Source organism: Shewanella sp. A22, from assembly GCF_053850585.1.
Window position 1 is genome coordinate 1 of record NZ_JBSQBN010000055.1, and the last position, 16,695, is coordinate 16,695.

Below are 16,695 nucleotides of genomic sequence, written 5' to 3' on the forward strand. Positions count from 1 at the left end.
GACCGCCATGGATGGTGGGAATGTGTTATTTTTTATGGAAAAAAATAGACCATGCCGTCGTATTTTGAAAGCATCTAACGAAGCATAAAGGACTTTGAAACCCGCCAGAATGGAGTCTCTCAGGTATGCCACTTCTGTTTTACATCGATTTAAAAGGGAACAACCATTTCTACATCAATGTGCCTTGAATTGAAAAATCTGAGAGACTCTGAACTGACCAGATATTTAATGGGATTGGTATTACTTTGCACAATGCTCATGACTGTAATGAACTTGAACAACAAGGTCACCGCTTAAGTGAAGTGACGGCTCATATAGTTGAACAATTAGGCATATTTAAAACGAATTCATTAAGGCATTAAGAGATTGAGCTATTTGTGCGCCATTTTTTAAAGTGGTTAGCCTGTTGAACGGTTATAATCTACTTCAGCCGATGCCGCTCATGATTATGCTCGATCTGAGTAAAATCTATCTGTTTAGCAATGCCATACAACGCGATTAGCAATAAACAGGGTCACCATTAGGTGACCCTGTTTATTGCTCTAGCAAATGCTGGTGATTTGTTATAAACCTTGCTGATATTGTGCATTGGTTGAGATTGTAACCAATTGACTAAGCTCCACTTTGGCTTGAGTTACGCCTTTTAGAACGTTTTCGAAGTGGTTGACGAGTTGGACTTTATCAATTTCAGCTTTTGAACCCGAACCAATGTTTGTGAGGTCGATAAAGAACTCATCAAATAAGTAGGATAAATCTTCCACTGCTTCGATGTTTAAAAATTGCTCATGGTTGTAAATGCTCGGGTAGCCACCTTTTTGCTTGTCGACCGCAAATGAAATGCCTTTAACATTTGTGATAGTAGTGGCTTTTTCACATTTAAGCATGCAACCATCTTCAATACTGGGTTTATTACAACCGACTGTTTGCTGGAAAAAGCATTGTCTGCTAGTCATCATCAAAATAGGATGATAAATGCTATAAAGCAGTTTAAAACCTTTTGGTCTGGCAATATTTCTAATTTGATTACGATTGATTTCGTTAGAAATAAATGCACCTGCACAATTTAGTTGCTCTTGTAATGTAAGCAAAGCATAAGAGTTTGTCGTGTTTAAAAATGGACCTGCAATCCATTCGATACCCATTTCATTAGCCTTGAATGCGACGCCGGTGTTGTTACTGACGATGCGTTTTGGTTTAACCGTTTCTAAAAGCCTTACAGACTCAAGGTAATCTTTGCCGATAAGAACCGCTGGAAACCATGGTATAAGCCTTGGATTACGCATGAATATATCAATGTACTTATTATCGTTTTTCTTAAAGCTTTCTGGCAGTTTGAAGTAAATATCGGCATCAGTCACACTGCCCAAATTGACATCTTTTTCGTCACTAATAAGCAAAGACAATGTTGCTGTGTCGGTCACTTTCGGGTGTTTGGGTAACTTAGGTAAGGTGACTGCGCCTATATATTCTCTTTGGGTCAGTTGTAACAACAGTTGATTTTTCAGCTGAGTTAATTGACTAAACGGTAAGCTTAAATCTGTGTCTAAGTTGTTAAAATCGAAAGCTTGCAGCAGGTAGCCACAATTTTTTACGCTCTTAAAGCGTTTCTCAATAGCCGCTGCATCGATACGAGATTCTGTTGCTTGGGTCAGTAAGATAGATGATTCAATGACAAAGTGTTGATCTGGTGTGGTTACCGTTATCGACAAGGGTTTATTTACTTGGCCAGCAAATGCAAGCGTTAATTCGGGCTTGGCAATGCTGAGGTGATCAATTTTTTCGGCAACAAGCTCAACGATGGCGTCTTTTTCTAAAGACAGCGTATGTTGTGCTTGTTGAATTTGAACCACTGAAATGGCGTTATTTTTATCGTTAGCATGCTTAAAACTGTTATCGCGTGGATTGTCGATAAACATGTCTTTGGTGAGGTTACCCTTTAAAAATGAGTTGGTAAAATCACGGTTAAACACTCTGTGCAAATTTGAGTCATCGGCTAATAATTTACCCGTGTCGATAAATCTATCAATTTGCTTACGCCAGCTATCAACTACGGTATGCACATATTGTGCACCTTTAATACGACCTTCAATTTTAAGTGAATCAACACCAGCGTCAACCAGTTCAGGTAAGTCAAAATAGGCCGAGTTGTCTTTTAAATTAAGTGGAAATTTGTTTCCCGCGTCGGTGATTTCATATTCATCACGACACGCTTGGCTGCAACGGCCACGATTCCCTGAATTGCCGACACTCACAGAGCTTGAATAGCATTGACCTGAGAAAGCAATACATAATGCGCCGTGTACAAAGACTTCAGTAAGCACATTGTGATCGTGGGCGAAGCTGGTAAGGCTTTTTATTTCACTTAGGTTTAGCTCGCGAGATAAGTTGACACGAGTGGCGCCAATTTTAGCTAAAAAGGCAATTTGACCTTCGTTATGGGTCGTCAGCTGAGTAGAGGCATGAATGGCTAAACTGGGGAAATACTTGCTGACTAAGTTAAACAACCCCAAGTCTTGTACAATAATGCCATCAATACCGGTATTTACCAATTGGTTGAGTAATTTAACCAGTGTTGGCAGTTCGTTTTCTAGAATAACGATATTCATGGTTAGAAATACTTCGCACTGATATTGGTGTGCAAGTGAGATAACGCCCATTAAGTCATCGAAGGACAGGTTGGCAGCTCTGTTACGTGCATTGAAGGTATCTAAGCCACAATAAACGGCATTTGCACCGGCAATAATCGCCGCTTTGATGGCATCGACATCGCCACCCGGTGCTAATAATTCGATTTTTCTTTTCATGATATCTTCACTATTTTATATCGTTAATTATTCATTTAGCTTGCGATTGTAACAGTCATCATTAACGTTCAGTTAAACAAAAAAGCCTTCATTTATGCATAATGACGCCATAAATAAAGGCTTTATACCAATCTCATTAAATATCTGGTCAGTTCAGAGTCTCTCAGGTTTTTCAATTCAAGGCACATTGATGTAGAAATGGTTGTTCCCTTGTAAATCGATGTAACACAGAAGTGGCATACCTGAGAGACTCCATTCTGGCGGGTTTCAAAGTCCTTTATGCTTCGTTAGATGCTTTCAAAATAGAATCACTATTCGCTTCAATCATCTGCCTTGCCTACAGCACTTTGAACTCCCGCTGAAAGATCACATATTTAATAGAATTGGTATTATACCAATCCGCATTAGAATTTGCTCTTTTTGCGAAAATTATCAGTGAGGTATATTTGGCCAATGAGCTTCTAATGAAAACCCTGATTGATCATTTAATTAATGGATGGTGAGGACTGTTAAAGATGTAGAAGGCTTCTAAATGACATCATTTAGAGCTCTGAATAACAAATTTTCAGTAGTTTTGTATCGCTTACTTAATTGAAGTGAGTCGGTTTTCTTGCCAACTCGCTTCAAGGTGATAAAAATGATGAGCTTTAATGGAATAGAGAAAACGATATAGTGATCAACCTAATGATACTGACTGTTGTCAGTTAGCTTTTAGTCACTAACGGCTCAAACGATTGCCAGTTTTATGCTTATTTTTTTCATCATAAATGCTGGTTAATGACTATTGCAGTAACTCTCGGGCATTGGCTAGAGTGTTCTCAGTAATCACATCCCCCCCTAATAAGCGAGCAAGTTCGTTTATCCTTTGTTGTTTGTCTAAATTTTGCATAGTGGTTTCGGTATTACCACCTTTATTGAATTTATTCACAAACATATGTTGATGACCGTTACCCGCAACTTGGGGTAAATGAGTGACACACAACACTTGAGTCGACTCACCTAAGCTTCTTAACATACGACCTACAACGGATGCTGTCGGGCCTGAAATTCCCACATCAACCTCGTCGAATATTAATGTTGGTGTTGCCACTTTTTTAGCCGTAATAACTTGAATACCCAAACCAATGCGAGATAGTTCACCACCAGAGGCTACTTTTGAAATAGGTTGTAATGGCTGTCCTGGGTTGGTTGTTACCATAAATTCTATGTTATCGCAGCCATTCGCCGAGATGTTGGACGGATCATAATTCACTTCAATAGTAAATTTACCTTTGGGCATATTGAGTTCATGAATAGATCGTGTAACCAGTTTATCTAACTCTTTGGCGTAACGACTGCGGCTTTGACTGAGTTTTTGTGCGTTAACTAAATAGTTATTTTTACTGGCTTCGAGCTGCTGTCTTATTTCATCTAATTTGGTTTCATCCCCTGAAAGTTCTGCTAATTCAGAAGCAAGTTCTTGGTGATGTAGAGCCAGTTTATCTGCACTAACATGATGTTTACGCGCGAGTTGCATTGCCGTTGATAAACGCTTTTCTAAATAGGCAAAGTGTTCTGGATCAAGTTCTAAGTTACTTAAATAACCTTCAATCTCGCTTGCGCTTTCTTGTACTTGAATTAATGCATCATTAAGCATGTTACTGATAGGGGCGAGTGATTCGTCATAGCTTTGAAGTGTGTCTGCAATAGTGGCTACTTTATTAAGTAATGACTCAATATTACCTTCTTCACTTTCGGTTAATAAGTTTAAGCCTGCTTGGCAACGTTCAATTAAATCTGTGCCATTAGCTAAGCGTTTGTGTTCTTGCTCAATCTCATCAAATTCAGCTAATCCCAAATTAAATTCATTGAGTTCTTCAACCTGGTACTGCAACAATTGTTGACGTGAAATACGTTCATGTTGAGCTTGTTCAAGTTGTTTTAACTCATTTTCAACTTGTTTCCATCGTTGATAGCTTGCGCTCACGTTATCAAGTAACAGTTTGTGGTTAGCATAGCTGTCTAGTAAGTTTAATTGATGTTCATTTTTTAACATAGCGTGATGAGCGTGTTGCCCATGAATACCAATCAGTAATTGCCCAATCGCTTTTAATTGTGTTACAGGGACGGGGTTCGCGTTGATATAAGCGCGAGAACGACCATCGTTATTGATGGTACGGCGGAGAATACATTCATCTTCAGCATCGAGATCGTTGTCTTCAAGCCAGCGTTTTGCCAGTGGTACATCGTGCAATGTAAAGCGAGCGCTAACTTCGGTTTTACTGGCTCCTGGTCTAACGGTATTTGCGTCACTGCGATTGCCTAAGCACAATCCCAGAGCGTCGATAGCAATCGATTTACCTGCACCAGTTTCACCGGTGATACTTGTCATACCGGCTTTAAAGTCGAGTTCTAAAAAACGTACGATAGCAAAATTATTGATGCTGAGTTGGCAAAGCATAATGAATTCCTGTCAATGAAACACTAAACCACTGTATTGATAAACAGTATATACTGATTTTATATACAGTAAAGTGGTTAAGGTTAAATTCGTATTGACTATTTTATCGTCGAGAGTCGTTTGATCATTAAGCAATGGATTTTAAAAGTGTTTCTATTATGGGCAAACTGACAAAAGTAATTAAGGTGCCATATAAAATACCCTGGGCGCTAACATTAGCGTTAATTTGGTAACGGTCAGCCAATAGATATACACTTGCTGCCGTAGGCAAGGCTGCCAAAATGACGCCCATGGTGAGTAATTCTGGCTCTACCTCAAACAGCCTTAGTAATCCAAAAGCGATCAAAGGCTGAATAATAAGCTTAAGTAAATTGATTAAATTCAGTTCAGTAATCAAGCTAACGCTAAACATTTTCGTTGCCGATTGGTGTCGCAAAGCTTTGGCTAGCACCATGCCAATGGCAAATAAGGCACAAGGACTAGAGGTGTTTCCCACTTGATGTAGCATTAGCGCAATGCTGGCAGGTAAGTTCACGTGACATGCTGATAAACATATACCTATGATACTGCCAACAACAATCGGGTTTTTATATAATGCGTTACCCATGATGACGATGGCATGCTCTGTCGACTGCTTAGTTCGGCTGGCCAATTCAATCGAGACTAAAGCAAAGGCAAACATAAACACCGACAGTAAACTGGCAATAGCAGCGGCGACTAATGCCATTTTGTGGCCCGGGAATAATAGACTAAGTAGAGGAATACCAATAAAGGCAGTATTGCCAAATGTTGCATTTAACGCACGCATTGCGGCTATGGCTTGCTTTTTCGGTGTGCATAATAGGGACACCGCAATCACCAAAGCATAAGTGATAATCATCGCCAAACTAAAGCCACCAATAAAGCCCCATTGAATAATATCTTCAATGCGCGTTTCAGCTAATACGATGAGGAGAATCGCGGGGAAGGCAATATAATAGACAAATTGATTGAGTATAAGATCAGTGTCTGGCGGTAATAATCTTAACTTTTGAATAATACTGCCGAGCAGCATAATAATAAATACAGCGATTAGCGGGGTAAGAATACTGGACATCCCTCGCAATTCCTTAGCAAAATGATAATAAGATCACTTTACTGCGTTTAGGGGGAAGGATGCAATTAGGCTAAAGTTAAACGAGTGATTATTTTTTCGATTTTAAATTTGAACTTGTTTGTAATACTTTGGGTGGTGGCAATATACCAAGTTCAGTAAAAAAGTGAACTTGCCGCCTTAGCTCAAATAACGAGCCTACTCGCACTTGATTACCTATGACTAATGTCCAGTTATCAGTTTTGCCGTCTGTATTACTAAAGGTGAAACCCCGATAAAAAATTCTTTTCATGGCGGTAAACTCAATAAAAAGCCTGAATAATTCAGGCTAACTTAATATTTATTGGCAATATCAGGTTTGTGTTGTATCTACAAGCTAATGCCGATATTTGACACACCTGCTTCAATGATCTCTTTACGTAACCCCTTTACTAATTCGCTGTTTACTACAGGATTAGCTTCGATAATGTCGAGTAACATACCTTGTAATTCTTTTTCTTCTTCCATTACAGGGTGCGAAAACACAAACTCATCGAGCGCTTCATCCATTAAGGATTCATCACTAATGGCTTCAATATAGTTAGCCACAGTACTTGATGATAATTTACTGATATTGGTTATGTCTTCTTCAATTTTGCCATCAATTGCAGCCATTAGAGTGGCGATAGCAACAGCCGCATCCATTGCGGGATAAGCACCATATGCTTCAAACTCATTGGGTTCTGGTGTGTTTTCATCGAGACGTTGTAAATGTACATCGACATTGAATTTCAGTTTTTTGTCGTATTGGCTTTGCCATAACAAGTCTAATGCGGTGCTTAGCACCTGTGGCTGGCCAAACTCGCATACTTCAGAAAATAATTGGTAGTTAGGCAGCATTCGTTGGCACAGTGCTAGAGCAAATAGCTGTTTCTGGGGTAACGACAATGTCTTTAGGCGTTTAAAAAAACCGGTTTTACTGGTCATGGGGAACATCCACTGATAGCTGGTTTATTACTTGATTTGCTGCTGATTCTACCTTAGTTAACTCATCAAGTAACTCTAGTATTTCAGGTTCTAAGTCATCAATGTCGATTTTATGCTTTAATGCTGACTCAATATCCTTGCATAACTTTTGTGTGGTTGGTACGCCACAATAACAGGTAGCGCCATGGAGTTTATGTACCGCTTGCAGTAATGACTCTGCATCTTTGGCCACTAACGCCTTATTAATTGATAGGGTTGTCTCGGGCAATGAGTTAACTAACATTTTTAACATGTCTAAGGCTAAATCGGTTTTTTGATTTGCTTGTGTTAAACACAAATCCCAATTTAGCACATGAGTATCAAAATGAGTAAATTGAGGTTTAGTTATCCAGCGGCTAATGACACCTTTTAACGATAGTTCATCAATAGGTTTAGCTAAAAAACCATCCATACCACTGGCGAGGATATTTTCTCGCTCTTCGGCTATAGCATGGGCTGTTACGGCAATAATTGGCGTATTACGATTGAGTGACTCTGCTCGTATTTGCTGGGTGGCGGTGATGCCATCTATGCCCGGCATTTGTATGTCCATAAAGATTAAATCGAAGGATTGCGACTTAGCTTGCTTTATCGCATCAACACCATTATTAACAGTGATAACATTTGCCACTAATTCTTTAAGTAAAGTATCGATTAACTTTAAATTGGCCATGTTGTCGTCAACAGCCAATACAGAGGCATTTAAACGTTGTGATACCTGAGGGTTAATGGGCTCTTGTAAGTTCGCCAATGCAGATGAAACCGGAGGATAGATTAAATGATGTGCTAAGGTAAAATCACTAATAGGGGTATTAAGCAGTACATCTGCATGGGTTTTGAGCACATTAATGATCATGTCTTTGTCTAAGCAGTCATGCAATAGAATCAGGCAATCAGTGTGCTGCTTTGCTTGCTGTAGTAAATGAATAAAGGTGGCATTATCTATAAAACCATGGCAACTCATTATAATGTAATCAAACTTACTATTTTTACTTTGTAATACCGATGTAAGGTTTTCTGGGTTGGCTACATTGGTAATAATAAGCTGCCATGAAACTAAACGGCGGTTTAATGTATCACGGGTTAATTCTCGTGGTTCATATAGCAATACTGATTTATGTTGTAATACATTGACAGGAAGCACCTCACCAATTTCAAATTGACTGATGCCAAGCGGTAGAATAAACCAAAAATTTGAACCTTTATTGGGGGCAGAGGTAAAGCCTATTTGGCCACCCATTTGGTTAATTAAACGTTTGGTGATGACTAAGCCTAATCCCGTGCCACCAAAACGACGAGAAATCGATGAGTCAGCTTGGCCAAATGCTTGGAATAAATACTCTTGTTGGCTTTCATCAATACCAATGCCTGTATCAATAACTTCGCATCGTAAAGTGATATTATCTTCGTCTTGACCGACTAAGTGTATTTTGAGTATGACACTGCCTTTATCGGTAAATTTAATCGCATTTCCAACCAAGTTAGTAATGATTTGGCTGACTCGCATTGCGTCACCACTAACACTTTCTGGTACATTTTCATCAATATCGATAACCAGCTCTAATCCTTTTTCTTGAGCGCTACCCGCGATAATGGTGAGCGTTTCAGCGAGAGTTTCTCGCAGAGCAAATGGCATTTTTTCTAAAACCATTTTACCTGCTTCTAGTTTTGAAAAGTCGAGGATGTCGTTAATAATACCCAATAAGTTACTGGCGCTGCGCTCAATGGTTTTAATGTAATCGAGCTGGCTGGTGTGTAAAGGTGTTTTGATTAATTGCCTCGCAAATCCGATGACTCCATTGAGTGGAGTGCGCAGTTCATGTGACATGTTTGCTAAGAATTCTGATTTAATCCGGCTCGCCTCAAGGGCCCTTTTTTTGGCAATATCGAGTTCAACGTTTTGAATTTCAATCTGCTCAAGTGTTTCACGTAAATCAGAGGTCGCTTGATCAATATTTTGCTGCATTTCATCGTGATATTCTGACAATGAACCTGCCATTGCATTGATGCCTCGTTTAAGCAGATCGAGCTCGCCAATTAAATTGCCTTCTAAGCGAGTATCGAGTTTACCCTCACGGATTTTGGCGACAACTCGAACCATTTCGGTAATGGGGTAGTTAACGTGCTTGACTAAGCGGAAGGTGAAAAATAAGTTAAACTGTACTCCTATCAACACAATAATAAATGCAGCTATTGCCGCTCGATGTTGTTCGAGTAGGGCGTTTTCTTTATTAAGCAATACCGATATATAACCGAGTATTCGCTCTTGTTGATTATTGTAAATAGGTTCAATGGCACCATTGCTCGAGTAATGATTGTCGATGTTGTTATTTGACCTATTTATGCTGACACCATATTTGGGTTCTAAACCCGTATGGGATATTATTGGAACACGAATGACTAATGTGTCTGCAACGGTTTCATGCTCTGTTCCGAGTAAATTGTCCAAATCTTGTTTATAGCGCATTGTTTCAAAATCTTTATGGTAATGCGAGGTGACAAAGAGTTGGTTCTCGGCATCAAAAACAGCAATCGATAGGATCAGAGATGCATTATTTATTTGTGATGCAGCCAGTAACCGTTTAGTTGACTCTCGATCTTGGTTAATAATGCCAAATTCACTGGCAATTGCTAACGGTTCAACAATATTGCTGCCTTTTTCTATTAAGGTTTGTTCCAATTCATAAAAGCGGTTTATCGTGAAATAACTTCCAAGTAGAATACCCACTACGATAGTGGGCGCTAACGCAAGTACCAGAACCCAAGAGCGTAGGCTGTATTTGGTCATATTGTTGGCACTTTTCATGACAGTTAGGTGTGTCCCTATTATTAAATCGCTGTTATTCCGTCTAGACTGCCAGATATGCCGCACTCTTGACTAGTTTTTTATTCAAAACCTGAGGCCGAAATGGCACAATTTTTTCAAGCAAAACCGAACAAATCTAAGCAATTATCCGCAAAGTTAAGCCTCAGTGTTACTCAACTTGACCACTTGGGAGCAGGTATAGCGCAGCACCAAGGAAAGGTGGTGTTTATACCTGGTGTGCTGCCAGGGGAAACTGCCACGGTACAATTTGTGGAACAAAAGAAAAGCTATGCAAAAGCTAAGTTAATCACTATTGATGTGGCATCCACTAATCGAGTCCAACCTCATTGTCCACATTATCACCAATGTGGTGGTTGTGATTTACAACATATGGACACGATTGCCCAGCGTAACCATAAACAAGTCGCCTTGGTTGATCTTATCAGTAAGTTATCGAATGCTAAATCAATTGAAACCGATATTATCGCTGCACCTTTAGTGGGTGAGGCTTGGCATTATCGTAGACGGGCGAGATTGGCAACCGTATTTGATAAAAAGAGTCAACGTTTACAACTCGGTTTTAGAGCTGGTAATAGTAATAAAATTGTTTCTATTCAACAATGCCCTGTTTTAGCCGAGCCTTTATCGGCATTAATTACACCGCTCGCGGTTAATTTGAATCAATTGAAAGCCAAATCTTGCTTGGGACATGTGGAGTTAACCCAAGCTGATAACGGTAATTTTGTGGTATTAAGGGTGACAAAAGTATTACCCGCATCAGATATTCGTTGGTTAACGGGTTTTGCTGAAAAACATCAACTGAACTTATTATTACAAGATGATGCAGGACAATTAACTCAATTGTATCCGTTATTGCATGCGGAAAATATTTTGGCAAGGTTACCGTATTATCATCTTGCCCAAGAGTCTGTTTCTTGCTCTTTTACGCCAGGTAATTTTGTTCAAGTAAATGGTGCCATTAACCAAGCTATGGTGGATCAAGCGGTAGAATGGCTAGAACCCCAGGCAGGAGAACGTATTTTAGATTTGTTTTGTGGTGTCGGGAACTTCAGTTTACCGTTAGCATTAAAAGCTGCGGATGTAATTGGGGTTGAGGGTGTGCCTGAAATGGTACAACAAGCCAAGCAAAATGCTGTCGACAACCAACTTGGCAATGTAACCTTTTACCATGCCGATTTAAGTGCCGACTTATCAACTCAGACCTGGTTAGGTAAAATTGATAAATTGTTGCTCGATCCTGCTCGGGCGGGAGCATTTGAAAGTCTGCAATGGTTACAGAAAATGCAACCTAAAAAAGTTGTCTATGTTTCATGTAATCCGGCAAGTTTAGCCAGAGACAGTAGTGTATTATTAGCAAATGGTTATCGAATTGCTAAAGTTGGATTGGTTGATATGTTCCCACAGACCCACCATATTGAAGCTATGGTGTTATTTGAATTAGCTAAATAAACAATCAATTTTTACTGGTTACGCTAGAAATTTGTTCAACTAAACGCGATTGAATTGACAAAAAAATGTTGCGCTTCAAGATAGGCTGTTTAGTTGTTGTTAATACCATATCTACACAGTATGCCAAGTGTAAATATGGATAGATCTCAGTCGGTCATGCGGCTAAGGAAGGGTTCATGGTATCTGTTCGCGAAGCACATTTTAATACGCAAGCATTTCAATTAGATGAGTGGGTCGCTCGTTATATTGATAACAAAGATGACGCACAAACCTTATTAGTATTGATCCAGCAAGTAGAAGCCTTACCGGTTAAAAACAAACTGGCTCATACCGAGCTGCTCGCTCGTGCACGTGAAATGATCGAAATCTTAGCGCCGTTAAATATGGACATCGAAACACTGCAAGCAGCAGTTTTGTTTTTGCTATTAGAAGCCGGGGTGATCAACGACGAGCAAATCCTAGAACGATATGGTGAAAACCTTGCAAAATTAGTGGCCAGCGTTGTGACCATGAATGCGATTGGTGCATTAAAAGTCAGTCAAAACTCCCGTGATGCCGAACCTCAGATCGACAATATTCGGAAAATGTTGTTAGCGATGGTAGAAGATGTGCGTGCAGTCGTGATTAAGCTTGCTGAACGCGTATGTTTACTCCGAGCCGTCAAAAACGCTGATGAAGAAACTCGGGTATTGTTGGCTCGAGAGATCGCTGATATTTATGCTCCACTCGCAAACCGTTTAGGTATAGGACAACTTAAGTGGGAGCTTGAAGACATCTCTTTTCGTTATTTACATCCAACCGTTTACAAGGATATTGCTAAGCAACTCGATGGTAAACGCGTCGACCGTGAAGTGTTTATCGACAAGTTTGTGACTCAATTGCAACAACGTCTAGACAGTGATGATATACGCGCGAAAGTGTATGGCCGACCTAAACATATTTACAGTATTTGGCGTAAAATGAAGGGCAAAGATCTTAAATTTGATGAGCTCTTTGATGTTCGAGCCGTGCGTATAGTCACCGACCGTTTGCAGGACTGCTATGGCGCTTTAGGCGTTGTGCATGATCTTTGGCATCACATACCACGTGAATTTGACGATTATGTCGCCAACCCAAAACCCAATGGTTATCAGTCAATCCATACTGTAGTGGTTGGCCCTGAAGGTAAAACAGTAGAAATTCAAATTCGTACAGAAGCGATGCATCAAGATGCTGAGCTAGGTGTTGCAGCACATTGGAAATACAAAGAAGGCGCGAATACCACTAAACAAAGCGGCTACGAAGAAAAAATTAATTGGCTTCGGAAAATCTTACAATGGCAAGAAGATGTGGCTGAAAGCGGCAACTTGGTTGACGAAGTTCGCAGCCAAGTATTTGAAGACCGAGTGTATGTATTTACCCCTAATGGAGAAGTGGTTGACTTACCCTTAGGTTCGACAGTGCTTGATTTTGCCTACTATATCCACTCTCAAGTGGGTCATAAATGTATTGGCGCCAAAGTTGACGGTCGCATAGTGCCATTCACTTACCAAGTTGAAACGGGTGAGCGAATTGAAATTATCACCTCAAAAACACCGAACCCAAAGCGTGACTGGTTAAATCCAAATTTAGGTTACATTAAGTCATCTCGTTCTCGTTCTAAGATCCAACACTGGTTTAAACAACAAGACCGTGACAAAAATATTGCCGCCGGTAAAGAGATGCTTGAATCAGAGTTGTCTCGGGTGGGATTAAAAATTAAAGATGCCGCAGTAGCCGTTGATCGCTTTAATCTCAATACGATGGATGACATGCTAGCCGCAATTGGTGGGGGAGATTTACGTCTAAACCAAGTGGTTAACTTTACCGAAACTAAAATTCGTAAAGTCGAAGGCACTGACGAAGAATTAGTTGAAGACATTCTTAAAAAAGCGTCGCATAAACCTAAAAAGTCAGATAAAGGTCAGGTTGAAGTGAATGGTGTTGGTAATTTAATGAGCCATATTGCGCGTTGTTGCCAACCTGTGCCTGGCGATGAAATTTTTGGTTATATCACGATGGGGCGAGGCATTTCGGTGCACCGCAGTGATTGTGAGCAAGTAAAAGAGTTAATGCGAGTTCATCCCGAACGCAGTGTAGATGTTATTTGGGGTGAAAACTATTCTGGCGGTTATCGTATTCGTGTCAGAGTATTAGCACACGATCGTAGTGGGCTATTGCGAGATTTAACCACAGTGCTAGCCGCAGAGAAATCGAACGTAATGAACATGAGCTCATCATCAGACGTGAAAACGCAAACCGCTACCGTTGAACTGGAACTCGAATTGTATAATTTAGACGGTTTGTCTCGGATTATTGCTAAATTATCGCAAGTTGATGGTGTTATTGAATCACGTCGATTATAGCGTAATTAACATCAGATATTGATTGAGAAGGCATCTCGTTATTGGATGCCTTTTTCATTAATGTCTATTTGAAATAGAGGGTATTATTGTGGCAGATATTCAATCGTTACTGACCATTATGCAACAATTGCGCGATCCTGATTGTGGTTGCCCGTGGGATCTTGCTCAAAACTTTACAACAATCGTGCCTTTTACTTTAGAAGAAGCCTATGAAGTGGTTGATACTATTGAACGTGAGGCATGGGATGAATTGCCCGATGAGTTAGGCGATCTGTTATTCCAAGTGGTGTTTTATTGCCAATTAGCGCAAGAACAAGGCATGTTTAATTTTGATACTGTGATTGATCGTATTAGTGACAAGTTGGTTCGACGCCATCCCCATGTATTTACTCAATCACAAGGAAAAAATACCGCAGTAATGACAAATGCCCATGATTTCAGTCAAGCGTGGGCTTCGTTAAAAGCGAAGGAACGTCAGCAAAAACAATTGCAGTCTGCTCTAGATGATATTCCTATAGGGTTACCTGCATTGTCACGAGCGCGTAAAATCCAACATCGTGTTGCTAAAGTGGGATTTGATTGGGCTGAGCTTGAGCCCGTTGTCGCCAAAATACATGAAGAAATAGATGAAGTGCTGCTTGAGGTTAATAAAAAGCCAGGTGCCCCAGACTATTCGCAACATAACATTCAAGATGAAATGGGAGATTTATTATTTGCGGTAGTCAATTTAGCCCGCCATTTAAACGTCGATCCTGAACAAGCGTTACGACAAGCCAACACCAAATTTGAACGTCGATTCCGTGGTGTTGAACAATACGTAAGCAACAGTGGCAAACCTATTGAACAACACACATTAACTGAATTAGACGGCTATTGGGATCTGGTAAAGCACTACGAAAACGCAAATTAAGCGAAATTTAGTGCGTTTAAGTTTGTCGAATCGAGGTGGCTTTGTTATAATATCGCCCCGTCCTAGTGCTTTCTTACAAGCACGTTTTTTCCAACACATTTTCTCAGGTTCAGCATGACTACAAGGTATATCTTCGTTACTGGTGGCGTTGTTTCATCACTAGGTAAAGGCATTGCAGCAGCTTCGCTAGCAGCAATTTTAGAGGCGCGTGGCCTCAATGTAACCATTATGAAACTGGACCCATATATTAACGTCGATCCAGGTACTATGAGTCCTACTCAGCACGGTGAAGTATTCGTGACTGAAGATGGCGCTGAAACTGATCTTGACTTAGGTCATTATGAACGTTTCATCCGCACAAAAATGAATCGCCGCAATAACTTTACTACTGGTCGTATTTACGAAGAAGTGATTAGTAAAGAACGTCGTGGTGATTATTTAGGCGCGACTATTCAGGTTATTCCTCACATCACTAATGCAATTAAAGAAAAAGTGTTGGCGGGTGGCGAAGGTCATGATGTGGCGATTGTTGAAATCGGTGGCACAGTTGGCGATATAGAATCATTGCCGTTCCTTGAGTCTATTCGTCAGTTAGGTGCAGAACTAGGACGTGAACGCACTTTATTTATGCATTTAACCTTAGTGCCTTTCTTAGGTGCTGCTGGCGAAATTAAAACGAAACCGACTCAACACTCGGTTAAAGAACTACGCTCGATTGGTATTGCTCCGGATGTATTGGTTTGCCGTGGTGACAGAGCCATTCCTGCAAATGAAAAGTCTAAAATCTCTTTATTCTGTAATGTAGAAGAGCGTGCGGTTATTTCATTAAAAGACGTGGACAGCATTTATAAAATCCCTGCGTTATTACGCTCACAAGGGTTAGATGAACTCGTCATTAAACGTTTCAATTTAGATTGTAACGAAGCCGATTTGTCTGAATGGGAAAATGTTATTTATCAAGAAGCCAATCCAAATGGTGAAGTGACTATTGGTATGGTTGGTAAGTACATTGAATTACCAGATGCATACAAGTCTGTTAACGAAGCATTAAAACATGCGGGTTTAAAAAATCGTGTTACGGTAAACATCAAGTATATTGATTCACAAACAGTCGAAGCCAAAGGCGAAGAGGTGCTACAAGGTCTTGATGGTATTCTTGTACCTGGGGGCTTCGGTGAACGTGGTGTGGAAGGTAAAATTTTTGCTGCCAAATTTGCCCGTGAAAACAATCTACCGTACTTTGGTATTTGCTTAGGTATGCAAGTGGCATTAATTGAATTTGCACGTCATGTAGCTGGTTTAGAAGGGGCACATTCTACAGAGTTCAATCCAGAGTCACCACATCCAGTAGTGGGGTTGATTACCGAATGGATTAACGAAGAAGGTGATGTTGAAACACGTCATGAGTCATCTGATTTAGGTGGTACTATGCGTTTAGGCGCTCAGTTATGCCATTTAAAAGAAGGCTCAAAAGCAGCGGCAGCGTATCACTCATCAAGTTGCATTGAACGCCATCGCCATCGTTACGAAGTTAACAACAACTACATTGAACGTTTAGAAAAAGCCGGTTTAGTGTTTAGTGGTTTGTCGTCTGATCGCAAATTGATTGAAATGATTGAACTGCCAAATCATCCATGGTTTGTTGCGAGCCAATTCCACCCAGAATTTACTTCTACACCACGGGATGGACACGCATTATTTGAAGGATTTATTGCAGCTTCTTCAGCATATCAAAAACGCGACATTAGTTAATTAGAGACAGCCGCTAATCCCTGTATTAGCG

At 40.2% G+C, this 16,695-nt stretch carries 10 protein-coding genes; 4 read left to right on the forward strand and 6 right to left on the reverse strand.

The features are described 5' to 3' along the window. Nucleotides 1-563 precede the first annotated feature (563 nt). From ACWXWT_RS11335 to barA, 6 genes are all read right to left on the reverse strand, one after another. The gene (locus tag ACWXWT_RS11335; RefSeq protein ID WP_456041691.1) at nucleotides 564-2,804 is read right to left on the reverse strand and encodes a peptidase U32 family protein; all 2,241 of its coding nucleotides are present in this window, start codon (nucleotides 2,802-2,804) and stop codon (nucleotides 564-566) included. Between the two features lie 781 nt (nucleotides 2,805-3,585). After that, entirely contained in the window at nucleotides 3,586-5,244 is a 1,659-nt protein-coding gene (gene recN, locus ACWXWT_RS11340) for a DNA repair protein RecN (protein WP_456041692.1), read from the reverse strand. A 127-nt stretch (nucleotides 5,245-5,371) separates the two neighbouring features. Next, nucleotides 5,372-6,340, reverse strand: coding sequence for an AEC family transporter (locus ACWXWT_RS11345; protein ID WP_456041693.1), 969 nt, complete (start codon nucleotides 6,338-6,340; stop codon nucleotides 5,372-5,374). 88 nt (nucleotides 6,341-6,428) lie between these two features. Further along, nucleotides 6,429-6,629, reverse strand: coding sequence for a DUF3319 domain-containing protein (locus ACWXWT_RS11350; protein WP_456041694.1), 201 nt, complete (start codon nucleotides 6,627-6,629; stop codon nucleotides 6,429-6,431). A gap of 77 nt (nucleotides 6,630-6,706) precedes the next feature. Further along, nucleotides 6,707-7,303 (reverse strand): YjaG family protein, encoded by a 597-nt coding sequence (locus ACWXWT_RS11355; protein WP_456041695.1) that lies wholly within the window; start codon nucleotides 7,301-7,303, stop codon nucleotides 6,707-6,709. Further along, nucleotides 7,293-10,130 (reverse strand): two-component sensor histidine kinase BarA, encoded by a 2,838-nt coding sequence (barA, locus tag ACWXWT_RS11360; protein WP_456041696.1) that lies wholly within the window; start codon nucleotides 10,128-10,130, stop codon nucleotides 7,293-7,295. Before barA ends, ACWXWT_RS11355 begins: the two co-directional genes overlap by 11 nt. 120 nt (nucleotides 10,131-10,250) lie before the next feature. Between barA and rlmD the strand changes: the two genes are divergently transcribed. The 4 genes from rlmD to ACWXWT_RS11380 all read left to right on the forward strand — a co-directional run bounded on the left by rlmD (nucleotide 10,251) and on the right by ACWXWT_RS11380 (nucleotide 16,664). Continuing rightward, nucleotides 10,251-11,618, forward strand: coding sequence for a 23S rRNA (uracil(1939)-C(5))-methyltransferase RlmD (rlmD, locus tag ACWXWT_RS11365; protein WP_456041697.1), 1,368 nt, complete (start codon nucleotides 10,251-10,253; stop codon nucleotides 11,616-11,618). A 176-nt stretch (nucleotides 11,619-11,794) separates the two neighbouring features. Beyond that, on the forward strand, nucleotides 11,795-14,002 hold the full coding sequence (relA, locus tag ACWXWT_RS11370) for a GTP diphosphokinase (RefSeq protein ID WP_456041698.1): 2,208 nt from the start codon (nucleotides 11,795-11,797) through the stop codon (nucleotides 14,000-14,002). 88 nt (nucleotides 14,003-14,090) lie between these two features. Continuing rightward, nucleotides 14,091-14,912: a nucleoside triphosphate pyrophosphohydrolase gene (gene mazG / locus ACWXWT_RS11375; protein WP_456041699.1), complete on the forward strand. Its 822-nt coding sequence runs from the start codon at nucleotides 14,091-14,093 to the stop codon at nucleotides 14,910-14,912. Nucleotides 14,913-15,026: 114 nt separating this feature from the next. Further along, a complete protein-coding gene (locus ACWXWT_RS11380; RefSeq protein ID WP_456041700.1) occupies nucleotides 15,027-16,664 on the forward strand; it encodes a CTP synthase in 1,638 nt (545 codons plus the stop codon). The last annotated feature ends 31 nt before the right edge of the window (nucleotides 16,665-16,695 follow it).

What these genes read in the sequence shown, in the direction of transcription:
- ACWXWT_RS11335 (WP_456041691.1), bottom strand. Translation starts at nt 2,804, where the DNA reads ATGAAAAGAAAAATCGAATTATTAGCACCGGGTGGCGATGTCGATGCC.
- ACWXWT_RS11350 (WP_456041694.1), bottom strand. Translation starts at nt 6,629, where the DNA reads ATGAAAAGAATTTTTTATCGGGGTTTCACCTTTAGTAATACAGACGGC.
- ACWXWT_RS11380 (WP_456041700.1), top strand. Translation starts at nt 15,027, where the DNA reads ATGACTACAAGGTATATCTTCGTTACTGGTGGCGTTGTTTCATCACTA.
- barA (WP_456041696.1), bottom strand. Translation starts at nt 10,130, where the DNA reads ATGACCAAATACAGCCTACGCTCTTGGGTTCTGGTACTTGCGTTAGCG.
- rlmD (WP_456041697.1), top strand. Translation starts at nt 10,251, where the DNA reads ATGGCACAATTTTTTCAAGCAAAACCGAACAAATCTAAGCAATTATCC.
- ACWXWT_RS11345 (WP_456041693.1), bottom strand. Translation starts at nt 6,340, where the DNA reads ATGTCCAGTATTCTTACCCCGCTAATCGCTGTATTTATTATTATGCTG.
- recN (WP_456041692.1), bottom strand. Translation starts at nt 5,244, where the DNA reads ATGCTTTGCCAACTCAGCATCAATAATTTTGCTATCGTACGTTTTTTA.
- ACWXWT_RS11355 (WP_456041695.1), bottom strand. Translation starts at nt 7,303, where the DNA reads ATGACCAGTAAAACCGGTTTTTTTAAACGCCTAAAGACATTGTCGTTA.
- relA (WP_456041698.1), top strand. Translation starts at nt 11,795, where the DNA reads ATGGTATCTGTTCGCGAAGCACATTTTAATACGCAAGCATTTCAATTA.